The following is a 12,007-nucleotide window of genomic DNA, read 5'->3' on the forward strand; positions in this document are numbered from 1 at the left end:
GGAACACAACGCGCCAATCCGCTCTCTTGTGGATAGCGGGCCCCGCGCATACTACTTTGAGGGAAACACCCTTCCCACCCGGAGCACCGCAATGGACAAGCAAACCCAGATCGAAATCGAGGCCGCTGCCTTCCGCGCCCTGCGTGAACACCTGATGGAAAAGCGCACCGACGTGCAGAACATCGACATGATGAACCTCGCCGGTTTCTGCCGCAACTGCCTCTCGCGCTGGTACCAGGAGGCCGCCAACGAACGCGGCATCGAAATGGACAAGAACGAAGCCCGCGAAATCTACTACGGCATGACCATGGACGAGTGGAAAGCCAACTACCAGACCGAGGCCAGCGCCGAGAAACAGGCCGCCTTCAAGGTCGCCTTTGCCGAGAACGTCGGCGAAGACAAAGCCTGACCCCCACCATCCACAGGCGCACAACCCCTGTGCGCCTGCGGGCCTGTCAGCACCAAGCCTCTCCGATTACCTATGGCATACCGATCCCTGCCAACCCCGGAGGCTTTCATGACACGTATGCCCACCTTCTTCATCTCCCACGGTGGCGGCCCCTGGCCCTGGATGCCCGATTGGCGTGCGCAATTCGCCCCGCTCGAGGCCTCCCTCAAGGAGATGCCCAACCAGCTCCCCGAACGCCCCAGCGCCATCCTGATGATCTCCGGCCACTGGGAAACCGATGACTTCGCGGTGATGTCCTCTGCCAATCCACCGATGGTCTATGACTACTTCGGCTTTCCCCCCGAAACCTACGAGGTCACCTACCCCGCCCCCGGCGCGCCCGATCTCGCGCAGCACACCCTCGACCTGATCACCGCCGCCGGCCTGCCCGCACGTCTCGATCCCGAGATCGGCTTTGACCACGGCACCTTCGCCCCGCTTGCCGTGATGTACCCAGAGGCCGACGTGCCCGTGTTCCAGGTCTCCATGCGCCACAATTACGATCCGGTCCAGCACATGGCCCTTGGCCGCGCCCTCGCCCCCCTGCGCGATCAGGGCGTGGTGATCATCGGCTCCGGCCTCAGCTACCACAACCTGCGCCTGATGAACGAAACCGCCCGCGAACCGTCGGAAGCCTTCGACGGCTGGCTCAACACCGCGCTGGCACTTCCCGCCGAAGACAGAACCAAGGCACTGGAAAACTGGGAACAGGCCCCCCACGCCCGCACCTGCCACGCCAAGGAAGACCACTTCGTCCCGCTGTTCACCGCCCTCGGCGCGGCGGAAAACGACCCCGCCACCCGCATCTATCACCAGAAGGATATCTTCGGCGGCGTCACCGCATCCGGCTTCCGCTTCGGCTGACCTATCCTTTCGGATAGGGCATTATCCCGAAACCCCTCTGCCTTTGGTTGAGGACTTGAATTACAAAAGACCTGTCCTCGGCGAGGGAGGACACTTTTACCCGCTGGCTCCGCTTGCATCCCCATGTGGGTCGGTGGGTGAAACAGATCTCCGACAGGGCGGCCACGCCCCGCCCTGTCACCCTACCCCCAACATTCAGATCGCGATCCGGCAAAGAAAAAGGCGCCGGGGTGCCCCCCAACGCCTCATGGTCTTGTCTTGAAAGCGTGGATCAGATCGCGGCCTTGCGACCTTCATCCAGATAGATCTCGCGCAGGCGCTTTGCGATCGGACCGGGGGTGCCGTCGCCAAGGGTCACACCGTCGATCTCGACAACCGGCATCACGAAGGCCGACGCCGAGGTGGTAAAGGCCTCATCCGCCTCTTTCGCCTCGTCGATGGTGAACAGGCGCTCTTCGATCTCCATCTGCGCCTCTTGCGCCAGACGCAGCACCGCCGCGCGGGTAATGCCATGCAGGATGTCGTTCGACAGCGGACGGGTCACGATCTTGCCGTTCTTCACGAAATAGGCGTTGTTCGACGTGCCCTCGGTGACATAGCCGTCCTCGATCATCCACGCATCATCACAGCCCGCCTTCTTGGCCATCATCTTGCCCATCGAGGGGTAGAGAAGCTGCACGGTCTTGATATCACGACGGCCCCAGCGGATGTCCTCGATCGAGATGATCTTGGCACCCTTCTGCGCCGCCGGGCTGTCGGCCAGACCGGGCTTGTTCTGGGTGAACAGCACGATGGTCGGCTTCACATCATCACCCGGGAACACGAAATCGCGGTCGCCATCCGACCCGCGGGTCACTTGCAGATACACAAGCCCCTCGTCGATCCCGTTCAATTCAACCAGCTTGCGGTGAATCTCCAGCAGTTCCTCTTTCGTGCAGGGCTCGGCCATGTCCAGCTCGTCCAGCGACCGCTTCAGGCGCACCGCGTGACCTTCAAAATCGATCAGCTTGCCATCCAGAACCGAGGTCACCTCGTAAACCGCGTCCGCCATCAGGAACCCACGGTCAAAGATCGAAACCTTGGCTTCGGTTTCCGGCAGGTAGTCGCCATTCACATAAACGGTACGCGTCATGTCTTTCACAGTCCTTCTCAACTTGCTGTCCCCCTCCGGTATCGCACCGGACAAGGCGTTATTCGGTGGGGTTTACCCCGTTGTCATGTCCCGCGCGGGGATCTGTTGCCTCGCTCATCGGCCAAGCCGCTGCGCCGGTCAAGTCTTGTGATCCCCCAAGGCTCACTTTGCCGCCCCATAGCGGGCATCACCGGCGATAATCTGGCCTTTGTACTTTGTGCCGGGCGATGTGGCCCACGAGAACCGCGCCGCGCCATTGTCGATCTCATGAATGATCAAACACCGCGTTCCGTACCGCTTGCCATTGTCCGAAACACTGTCGAACATGCAAACCAACCCGTCCTTCGTGGCCACCCACTCGCCAAAATCCGTGCGCAGAATGCCGCTATTGGCCTTGCTGTGCTGCGCGCCATGCCCCACCTCGAACCAGATCGCAAACGCCCGATGCTGTGTGTTCATGAAACTGCGCTTCATCAGCGCCGCCTCGAGCTGCTTGTCCCGCGCCAACCGGCTGCGATGCGACGGCGCCTTCTCAAGCGCCTTGTAATCGGCCACCGCAGCCGCCTTGTTGCCGGTGAAATTCACCGCCGCACGGCCAAAGAACGCCGGCGCCGTCTTGCCATTGATCGGCTTGTAGACCTTCGACACCACGCGGGTCTTGGCCACAGGTTGCGCCACGATCACCCCGTCCACCGCGAACAGGATGCAATCCCGCCGCCCCGGCTTCAGGAACCCCCGACATCCGGCAAGGGCCCGCGCACTCGCCGCCTTTGTGGTGTTGTAACCCCAGGAATGCCCCCAGGCCCCATCCGGTGAAATAGCAAATGCCGTGATCCCCGGTCGTTCTTTCAGGGCCGCGAACTTGTCAGCCTGCCGCTTGTTCAACGCGACCTTCCAGGAACCACCATCCGCCAGCAATGGCAGCGGCCCAAGAACCGCCAGCCCAACCACAAGCGCCAGAACGCGTTTTACAAACATGAGACCCTCCAAAACGATACGCCCCAATGTGGCGCAGTCAGTGGTCCCAAGTAAACGGTCATCCGCAGCCTCAGCCCCAGAGCGCGGCAACCGGCGGATGCACGCCCGCATCGTCAAACACCAGCGGCTGGTCACGGTCCTCGGCCAGCAAAAGCGGCCCGTCCAGATCGGTCACCATCGCCCCCTGCGCCACCAATGTGGCCGGCGCCATCGCCAGCGACGAGCCCACCATGCAGCCCACCATGACCTTATAACCTTCCGCCAAAGCCGCCTCGCGCAGACGCAGCGCCTCGGTCAGACCACCGGTCTTGTCCAGCTTGATGTTCACCACGTCATACTTGCCCTTCAGCTTGGGCAGGCTGGTGCGATCATGACAGCTCTCGTCAGCACAAACCGGCACCGGCCGCTCCATCCCGATCAGCGCCTCGTCTTCTCCCGCCGGCAAAGGCTGTTCCACAAGGGCCACCCCAAGGCGCACAAGATGCGGCGCAAGATCGGCATAAACCTCGGCGCTCCAGCCCTCGTTGGCATCCACGATGATCTTCGACGCGGGCGCACCGGCACGCACCGCCTCAAGGCGCGGCATGTCATCCGGCGTGCCCAGCTTGATCTTCAACAGCGGCCGAAAGGCATTCTTGGCCGCCTGCTCCCGCATCTTTTCCGGCGTATCGAGAGAGAGCGTATAGGCCGTGATTTCCGGCCCCGGCGCGGCCAGACCGGCCAACTCCCAGATCCGCTTGCCCGCAGCCTTGGCTTCAAGATCCCACAGGGCACAATCCACCGCGTTGCGCGCCGCCCCCGCAGGCAGCAGATCATACAGCGCCTCGCGATCAAAGGCGCCCGGAAGGGCCTCGATTTCCGCTGTCACACTCTCCAGCGTCTCGTCATAGCGCGCATAGGGCACACATTCGCCCCATCCGGTCACCCCGTCCTTCGACACCCGCACCGTCAGCACCTTCGCCTCGGTGCGCGATCCCCGGCTGATGGTGAACACCTGCGCCAGCTTGAACACGTCGCGCGTGACTGAAATCTGCAAAACCCTGCCCTCTTCTTCTTGGTTCAAGTACCCTGGGGGTCCGGGGGCAAAGCCCCCGAAACCGTCACCGCCAGCGATTTAGATCGCCGCCAGCGCATCCACCAGCTTGCCCGCACCATAGCGGAACGGATCGGTGGTCGGCAGGCCCATTTCGGCTTCGACCTCGGCCAGATAGGCCTTGGCGTCCTCGTCCGACATATGCTGGGTGTTCACCGAGATCCCAACAACCTGACAATCCGGGTTCGCCACCTTGCCGAGGGTCAGGGCGGTGTCACGCAGCGCCTGCAGCGACGGTTGCTGGTACTCGGGCAGGCCGCGCATGTGTTCGCGGGTCGGCTCGTGCGCCAGGATCAGCGCATCCGGCTGGCCACCATGGATCAGCGCCATGGTCACACCCGAATAGGACACGTGGAACAACGAACCCTGACCCTCGATGTGATCCCAGTGATCCGCATCGTTGTCGGGGGTCAGATATTCCACCGAACCGGCCATGAAGTCGGCAATCACCGCGTCCAGCGGCACACCGTCACCGGTGATCAGGATGCCGGTCTGGCCGGTAGCACGGAAGGTCGACTTCATGCCGCGCTTGCGCATTTCGGCGTCCATGCACAGGGCGGTGTACATCTTGCCAACCGAACAGTCGGTGCCAACCGCCAGCACGCGCTTGCCGCTGCGCTTCTTGCCGTTTGCAATCGGGTATTCCACTTCCGGGATACGCACGTCATGCAGTTCCTGGCCGGTCGCTTCGGCCACGGCCACAAGATCAGGCTCGTCGCGCAGCAGGTTGTGCAGGCCGGAGGCCAGGTCAAAACCTTCTTCCAGCGCCATCACCAGAACCTTCTTCCACTCCTGGCTGATCACGCCGCCACGGTTGGCCACGCCGATCACCAGCGTCTTGGCGCCCGCGGCCTTGGCCTCTTCAAGCGTCATGTCGGTCAGGCCGACATCTGCCTTGCAGCCTTCCATGCGGAATTGGCCAACGGCGTTCTCGGGACGCCAGTCCTTGATGCCTTGCGCCACTTTCGCGGCAAGCTGGTCGGGGGCATCGCCCAGGAAAAGCAGGTAGGGTGTCTTGATCATCGCGGGAATCCTTCTCTCTCTTGTGAAAGAGTTTCCACGGAGTTCAGCGCAAGTTCATACCTAATTCGCCGAATGCACAAACCGACGCGCAAGAAATCACGACATACTCATCAATTTGACGAAGATTCTCCCGCTACGTCAGAATGATTGCCACTTTCTTCCTCTGCAATCCAGGATTCCGCCTGCAACACCCCCGTTTGGGGCGCGCCAAGCACCGCCATCGCCTGCAAGGAGCCCGTTTCTTCCGGCGCGGCCTCTTGAACGCGACGCATCAGGGACACCGCAGAGACCATGAAACACAGGGCCGCCAGCACCATCAGGAACCCATTTCCGTCAGCAATGCTGACCGTATTAGGAATGATCAGGATACCCACGAACTGCCCAACGTTCAGAACAAAGGCCATGGTGCCACTGGCAGGCACGATTTGCGAGGGTTTCAACTGGTCATTGGCATGGGCCGAACAGACCGCATACATCGGCAAGCTGGCCCCGGCGAGCAACGCGAACCCAATCACCATGGCTCGCGGTCCGGGCGTCACCAGCATCCACAGGCAGGCCCCCCCCCCAATCACCCCAAGCCCCAGCAACACCAGTCGACGGTCTGTCTTGTCGCTGATCCAGCCGACAGGATATTGCACCACGGCTCCAACGATCATCGCCACCACCAGCGCCCCCGAAGCCTGCGCTGCCGACATACCCTGCGCCAGTGCAAACAGCGGCAAGGCGATAAACCAGCCGGCCACCGCCGTGGCGCTGATCAGGTTGCCCGCCACTGCCGTCGGCGACACACGATACAGTTTCATCACCGGCATCCGGTCCGGCACCTCGTAGTCCGGCGCCTTGTTGCCCGAAAGCAAAAGCGGCACGATCGCCAGTGAGATCAGGATCGACACCACCCCGAACAGCATGTTGCCCGTCGGATCAGGCGCCGCCACAAGCGCGGTCCCGATCGCCGGCCCCGCCATCCAGATCATGAAATACAGCGACAGGATCTGCGCGCGGTTGTGGTTCTCCGATTTCGCCTGCAACCAGCTTTCGGTGATCACATACATGCCGGGATAACAGAACCCCGCCAGGAACCGCATCGCCGACCACGATGCCGGATCAGAGGTCAGAAGGTGCACGATCGCCGAAATCGACACCAGCGAGGCCAGAGCCGAAAACGCCCGGATATGTCCCACTTTCTCGACCATCTTGGGCGCAATCGCCGTCCCGGCAAGCGCCCCAAGCGGATAGGCCGCCTGCATGATCGAGATCGTGAACTCGGAAAATCCCAGCCCCGATCCGCGAATGGTCAGCAAGGTCACCAACAGGCCGTTGGCGATCATCAACATCATCATGCCCAGGAACAGGGCCCAGTTTTCAAGGAATGCACGTTTCATGATTCCGCCTTCGCATATCGCCACCACGGCCTTCGCGTCTGTTTGCGGCAACAAAAACGCCGCCGCATCGCAGCGTCAGTATTTCTGCGGGCGCAAAATTTCCTTGCGCAGCGCAGCGCAACTTAATAACACTCCACTCGACTTTGACGAAATTTCCTTACCGAGAGGATCGACATGAGCTTCCGCATCCAACCCGCCGCCCCGGCCCGCCCGAACCGCTGCCAGCTGTTCGGCCCGGCCTCGAACACCAAGCTGTTTGCGAAGATGGCTGCCTCGGCCGCCGACGTCATCAACATCGATCTCGAGGATTCGGTGGCCCCCACCGACAAGGACATGGCCCGCGCCAACGCCATCGAGGCGATCAACACGATCGACTGGGGCAACAAATACGTGTCGGTGCGCATCAACGGCCTCGACACCCCCTATTGGTACCGTGACGTCGTGGACCTGATGGAACAGGCCGGCGACCGTCTCGACCAGATCATGATCCCCAAGGTGGGCTGCGCCGAAGACGTCTACGCCGTGGATGCGCTGGTCACCGCCATCGAACGCGCCAAGGGCCGCACCAAGCCGATCTCTTTCGAGGTCATCATCGAATCCGCCGCCGGCATCGCCCATGCCGAAGAAATCGCCGCCTCCTCGCCCCGTATGCAGGCCATGAGCCTCGGCGCGGCCGACTTCGCGGCCTCGATGGGCATGCAGACCACCGGCATCGGCGGCACTCAGGAAAACTACTACATGCTGCGCGAAGGCGTTCAGCACTGGTCCGACCCGTGGCACTGGGCACAGGCCAAGATCGTCGCCGCCTGCCGCACACACGGCGTCCTGCCGGTTGATGGCCCCTTCGGCGACTTCTCAGACGATGAGGGCTTCATCGCCCAGGCAAAACGCTCGGCAACCCTCGGCATGGTCGGCAAATGGGCCATCCACCCGAAACAGATCGCCCTTTCGAACCAGGTGTTCACCCCCTCGGACGAAGCTGTCACCGAAGCCCGCGAAATCCTTGCGGCCATGGAACAGGCCAAGGCCAACGGCGAAGGCGCCACCGTCTACAAGGGCCGCCTCGTCGACATCGCCTCGATCAAGCAGGCCGAAGTCATCGTGGCACAGGCAGAACTGATCGCCCAGAACGGCTGACACTAGGGCACTTAACGAACCAAGATTTTTCGGGCGGGACCAGCGGTCTCGCCCGTTGCGTTTTCTATTAGAGGTGGCATAAAGCCCGCATGAAGAAGACCATCACCCTGCTGCACACCTCTCCCGTCCACATTGCCCCGTTCAAGGCACTGGCCAAGCGTATTGCGCCCGAGGTCGAATTGATTCAAGTCGTCCGCGAAGACTGGCTGAAACAGGCACGTAAACATGGGCTGCGCCAAAGCCTGATGGAAGAGGTCGCCGCGACGGTCCAGAAATCCAAGGGCACCGTGATCTGCACCTGCACCTCGCTCTGCCCTGCCGCCGAATCCGCGGGTGCCATCCGGATTGACGGCCCCATGATGCAGGAAGCCTCGCGCATCGGCGGCCCGATCCTCGTGGTCTTTGCGCTGGAATCCACTCGCAAGCCGACGATGGAACTGATGAACAGCGCACTCCTGGCCGCCGATCAGGAGGCCGAAGTTGTACCACTGTTCCTTGGCGAATTTTGGCCCCTGTTCGAGGCCGGGGAAACCGAGGCGTTTATCGCCTGCATCACCACCGCCGTGCGCCATGCCGTGGCCGATCACGACATCGCCTGCGTGACCTTGGCGCAAGCCAGCATGGCACCCGCCGCCGAGCGCCTGACCGACCTCGGCATCCCGGTCCTGACCTCGCCCGAAATGGCCTTCCGCGCCGCGCTGGACGCCTGATCCACCGCTTCCCCTCGTTAACCGCGCGGCAACCGCGTCCGCGCCGTTAACCTGCGGATTTCACAGGTCGATACCGTCGCAATACCGACATGATACCGACGCTGCACCGACAGCGGTTTTCGCTCTTAACCTTGGTAAACGCCGGCCTCAGGCCCGCTCGTCCTTGGGCGACCCCATGACCACGTAAGATGTGATCGCATTCACATGCGGCACCGTGCCAAGAACGTCGGTGTGGAACCGCTTGTAATCCTCAAGATCCGCCGCCTCGATCCGCAGCAGGTATTCCACCGCACCGGTGATGTTGTGGCACTCGCGCACCTCCGGCGCCAGCGCAATGGCCCGCTCAAAGGTTTCCTGCGCCACCTTGGTGTGTTCGTTCAGACCAACGGTCACATAGGCCACGAATCCCCCGCCCAGCGCCGCCCGGTTCAGAACCGCCCTGTAGCCCTTGATGATCCCAGCCTTCTCAAGGTCTTGCACCCGCCGCAGGCAGGCCGAGGGCGATAGGCCGACACGTTCGGCCAGCTCAAGATTGCTGACCCGCCCATCGCGGCCCAGCTCACGCAATATCTTTTCGTTGATTTGGTCAAGCTTCGTCATTTGTTGTGAAATTTCACACATGACGCACAAAAACGCAATTCAATCGCGCATGTTTCAACGCATCATTGTGCCATGACCTATGACATCCTCACCGCCCTGACCGCTTTCGCCTTCGTGTCCTCGATCACACCGGGCCCGAACAACCTCATGCTGATGGCGTCCGGGGCAAACTTCGGCTTTGCCCGCTCGATCCCCCACATGCTGGGCATCGGCATCGGCTTTGTGGTGATGGTCATCCTTGTCGGCATCGGCCTGATGCAGGTCTTCGACACCTTCCCGATCACCCACACCATCCTCAAGGTCGCCAGCATCGGCTATCTTCTGTATCTCGCTTGGAAAATCGCCAACGCCGGCGCCCCGGAAGGCGCCCAATCAGACGCCCGCCCCATGACTTTTATCCAGGCCGCGCTGTTCCAATGGGTGAACCCCAAGGCGTGGACAATGGCCCTGACCGCCATCACCCTCTACGCGCCGGACCGATCGTTGACGTCGATCCTCTTGGTCGCCGCCATATTCGGGGCCATCAACCTGCCCTGCGTCAGTTCCTGGACCGTACTTGGCCAGCAGATGCGCCGCATCCTGCGCAGCCCCGCCCACCTGACCGCCTTCAACTGGCTCATGGCAGGGCTGCTGGTGGCCTCGCTTTACCCGGTGGTCTTTGCCACCTGAACGGCCTCCCGCTCAGGCCAGCGCCAGGCAGATTTCCGTCACCAGATCATCCGGCGCCGTATCGCGCGGGTTGTTGAGATACACTTCAAGGCAAGGCGTATCCGCCGGCATTTCACCGGACTTCGGCAACCACTCTCCGAACAGGGCTTCATAGGCCCCATGAATCCCCGCATAGGGGCCAGTATAGGTCAGAACCGCATACCGCCCTGCCGGAATTTCGCAGCTCTCGAAATCTTCAGGCACCTCGCCATGCCACGTCGCCCCGGCAATACTGAGCAGGTCGGCCTCGGCCTTGTCATCGGGATTGTCGAAATAGACCCCCAACATCGGCCCGCACTGGGCCCACAGGTTGCGGGACTGGCAAACCGCGCCAAAAGCCTCAAAGCTCTTTCCGATCTCGGAATAATTCCCCTTGTGCAAAAGCCCCGCGGCCTTGCGAACGCCTTCTTCACGAATGGTAACCGGATACATGGCAAACTCTCCTTTGCGCCGTGTTAACAAAGGGGCCGGAAATGACCCCCGTTTCCGGAATTCCGAAGGGCTCAGACCATAGTGTCCCTGAAACGCACGCGCAAAACTGCGGGCATTGTCATAGCCCACGTCCCGTGCGATCCGCGCGGGATCCGTGCTGCTGTCCAGCAACATCGTTGCCGCGCGATGCAACCGCACCCGCCGCACCGCCTGCGCACAGGTTTCGCCGGTCATCGCCCGGAACACCCTGTGCCAGTGAAAGCGCGACATCGCCGCCTCATCCGCCAGACGGTCCAGCGACATGTCACCCGCCGGATTGTCATGGATGTATTGCAACACGCGCAACATGCGCTTTTCGTAACTCTGGCTCATGCCCGATCCCTTCGGAAGTCCTGTCCGATGCTTGCCACGGGCGCATGGTACAAATCTTGCTGAATGCAGCAATGCGCAGGATCAGTTGCAATTCGTGTTACTCAGGGTCATATAGCGAGACGCAGACATGCCTCGGAGACCCTTATGACCAACTACCTCGACTTCGAAAAACCGCTGGCCGAAATTGAAGGCAAAGCCGAAGAATTGCGTGCAATGGCGCGTCAGAACGAGGAAATGGACGTCTCGGACGAGGCCGAGGCCCTGGACCGCAAGGCCGAGGAACTGCTCAAGGATCTCTACAAAGAGCTGACCCCCTGGCGCAAATGCCAGGTCGCGCGTCATCCTGAACGTCCGCACTGCAAAGATTACATCGACGCGCTGTTCACCGAATACACACCGCTGGCAGGCGACCGCAACTTCGCCGATGACCACGCGGTCATGGGCGGCCTCGCCCGCTTCGACGACAAGCCCGTCATGGTAATCGGCCACGAAAAGGGCAACGACACCAAGAGCCGCATCGAACGCAACTTCGGCATGGCCCGCCCCGAAGGTTATCGCAAGGCGATTCGCCTGATGGAGATGGCGGACAAGTTCGGCCTGCCGGTCATCACCCTTGTCGACACCCCCGGTGCATACCCCGGCAAAGGCGCCGAGGAACGCGGCCAGTCCGAAGCCATCGCCCGCTCGACCGAGAAATGCCTCCAGATCGGCGTGCCTCTGGTCTCGGTCGTGATTGGCGAAGGTGGCTCCGGCGGCGCTGTGGCCTTCGCCACCGCCAACCGTGTCGCGATGCTCGAACACTCGGTCTACTCGGTGATCTCGCCCGAAGGCTGCGCCTCGATCCTGTGGAAGGATTCCGAAAAGATGCGCGAAGCGGCCGAGGCCCTGCGCCTGACCGCACAGGACCTGATCAAACTGGGTGTGGCCGACCGTATCGTCGAAGAACCGCTGGGCGGTGCCCACCGCGACGCCAAAGCCGCCATCACATCGGTCGGCAACGCGATCCGCGGCATGCTGAAAGACCTTGAGGGTCAGGACGCCAAGGCGCTTGTCAAAGCCCGCCGTCAGAAATTCATCGGCATGGGCAGCAAAGGCCTCGCGGCCTGATCCCGCTGCCCCGGCCGCGCA

General features: G+C 61.9%; 13 protein-coding genes. 6 read left to right on the forward strand and 7 right to left on the reverse strand.

The features are described 5' to 3' along the window. Positions 1 to 91: 91 nt before the first annotated feature. Both NNA36_RS02180 and NNA36_RS02185 read left to right on the forward strand, forming a co-directional pair. Positions 92 to 409 carry a DUF1244 domain-containing protein gene (locus tag NNA36_RS02180; RefSeq protein WP_255103802.1) on the forward strand — a complete coding sequence of 106 codons (318 nt, stop codon included), beginning with the start codon at positions 92 to 94 and terminating at the stop codon, positions 407 to 409. Between the two features lie 108 nt (positions 410 to 517). Continuing rightward, positions 518 to 1,312 (forward strand): class III extradiol ring-cleavage dioxygenase, encoded by a 795-nt coding sequence (locus NNA36_RS02185; protein ID WP_255103804.1) that lies wholly within the window; start codon positions 518 to 520, stop codon positions 1,310 to 1,312. A gap of 271 nt (positions 1,313 to 1,583) precedes the next feature. On the opposite strand, the gene NNA36_RS02190 is transcribed toward NNA36_RS02185, so the two are convergent. From NNA36_RS02190 to NNA36_RS02210, 5 genes are all read right to left on the reverse strand, one after another. Further along, positions 1,584 to 2,444, reverse strand: a complete 861-nt coding sequence (locus NNA36_RS02190) for a D-amino-acid transaminase (protein ID WP_255103805.1) — start codon at positions 2,442 to 2,444, stop codon at positions 1,584 to 1,586. A gap of 162 nt (positions 2,445 to 2,606) precedes the next feature. After that, positions 2,607 to 3,422 (reverse strand): hypothetical protein, encoded by an 816-nt coding sequence (locus tag NNA36_RS02195; protein ID WP_255103807.1) that lies wholly within the window; start codon positions 3,420 to 3,422, stop codon positions 2,607 to 2,609. A 70-nt stretch (positions 3,423 to 3,492) separates the two neighbouring features. Continuing rightward, positions 3,493 to 4,458 (reverse strand): N-acetyl-D-Glu racemase DgcA, encoded by a 966-nt coding sequence (dgcA, locus tag NNA36_RS02200; protein WP_255103808.1) that lies wholly within the window; start codon positions 4,456 to 4,458, stop codon positions 3,493 to 3,495. Positions 4,459 to 4,536: 78 nt separating this feature from the next. Continuing rightward, entirely contained in the window at positions 4,537 to 5,538 is a 1,002-nt protein-coding gene (dgcN, locus tag NNA36_RS02205; protein ID WP_255103810.1) for an N-acetyltransferase DgcN, read from the reverse strand. A 110-nt stretch (positions 5,539 to 5,648) separates the two neighbouring features. Continuing rightward, complete coding sequence (locus NNA36_RS02210; RefSeq protein WP_255103812.1) at positions 5,649 to 6,920, reverse strand: MFS transporter; 1,272 nt, start codon at positions 6,918 to 6,920, stop codon at positions 5,649 to 5,651. Between the two features lie 174 nt (positions 6,921 to 7,094). On the opposite strand from NNA36_RS02210, the gene NNA36_RS02215 reads away from it, so the two are divergent. Both NNA36_RS02215 and NNA36_RS02220 read left to right on the forward strand, forming a co-directional pair. Beyond that, positions 7,095 to 8,057, forward strand: coding sequence for an L-malyl-CoA/beta-methylmalyl-CoA lyase (locus NNA36_RS02215; protein ID WP_255103814.1), 963 nt, complete (start codon positions 7,095 to 7,097; stop codon positions 8,055 to 8,057). Positions 8,058 to 8,146: 89 nt separating this feature from the next. Beyond that, complete coding sequence (locus NNA36_RS02220; protein ID WP_255103816.1) at positions 8,147 to 8,767, forward strand: hypothetical protein; 621 nt, start codon at positions 8,147 to 8,149, stop codon at positions 8,765 to 8,767. Positions 8,768 to 8,914: 147 nt separating this feature from the next. Here the strand turns inward: NNA36_RS02220 and NNA36_RS02225 are convergent, their stop codons facing one another. Continuing rightward, the gene (locus tag NNA36_RS02225) at positions 8,915 to 9,367 is read right to left on the reverse strand and encodes an Lrp/AsnC family transcriptional regulator (protein ID WP_255103818.1); all 453 of its coding nucleotides are present in this window, start codon (positions 9,365 to 9,367) and stop codon (positions 8,915 to 8,917) included. 72 nt (positions 9,368 to 9,439) lie between these two features. Here NNA36_RS02225 and NNA36_RS02230 point away from each other — a divergent pair, with 72 nt between their 5' ends. Next, positions 9,440 to 10,036: a LysE family translocator gene (locus NNA36_RS02230; RefSeq protein WP_255103821.1), complete on the forward strand. Its 597-nt coding sequence runs from the start codon at positions 9,440 to 9,442 to the stop codon at positions 10,034 to 10,036. A 12-nt stretch (positions 10,037 to 10,048) separates the two neighbouring features. On the opposite strand, the gene NNA36_RS02235 is transcribed toward NNA36_RS02230, so the two are convergent. Continuing rightward, positions 10,049 to 10,879 (reverse strand): GyrI-like domain-containing protein, encoded by an 831-nt coding sequence (locus tag NNA36_RS02235; protein WP_255103822.1) that lies wholly within the window; start codon positions 10,877 to 10,879, stop codon positions 10,049 to 10,051. A gap of 144 nt (positions 10,880 to 11,023) precedes the next feature. Here NNA36_RS02235 and NNA36_RS02240 point away from each other — a divergent pair, with 144 nt between their 5' ends. Then, positions 11,024 to 11,986, forward strand: a complete 963-nt coding sequence (locus NNA36_RS02240; RefSeq protein WP_255103824.1) for an acetyl-CoA carboxylase carboxyltransferase subunit alpha — start codon at positions 11,024 to 11,026, stop codon at positions 11,984 to 11,986. The last annotated feature ends 21 nt before the right edge of the window (positions 11,987 to 12,007 follow it).

Source organism: Shimia sp. CNT1-13L.2, assembly GCF_024331145.1.
Lineage (GTDB): Bacteria > Pseudomonadota > Alphaproteobacteria > Rhodobacterales > Rhodobacteraceae > Shimia.